This is a genomic window from Pseudomonas sp. FSL R10-2189 (genome assembly GCF_009600325.1).
In the GTDB taxonomy this organism is placed as follows: Bacteria; Pseudomonadota; Gammaproteobacteria; order Pseudomonadales; family Pseudomonadaceae; genus Aquipseudomonas; species Aquipseudomonas helleri.
The window spans coordinates 1-303 of sequence record NZ_WIVZ01000149.1; the positions used below are offsets into that span (position 1 = coordinate 1).

General features: G+C 58.7%; 1 pseudogene. It reads right to left on the reverse strand.

Annotation, left to right across the window (positions count from 1 at the left end):
• A pseudogene (locus GHO32_RS26590) lies at positions 1-303 on the reverse strand (cell division protein); the annotation flags it as partial.

The window sequence follows — 303 nt, forward strand, 5'->3', positions numbered from 1 at the left end:
GCCATTGGGTGTGGCCTGCCCCAGCTGTGTCTGTTCGGCATCCGGCGCAACAGGCGCCTTGCCACGGCCCGGAATCAAAACGGCAGCAGCGACAGCCACTACCACTACTGCACCAATGGCCAATACGTGTTTCTTCGGCATCTTGAACCCCATACTTGGACGCTTGACCGCTGAGCGGCTGGCAATCATGGCTTCGATCATTGCATCACGGGCAACCTGGTTGATAATCCCGGGCCAGCCTTCAGAGCTCTCGTGTATATCTGAGATCTGCTGAGCGCTAAAGAGTTCGATCCCGCGCCCGGC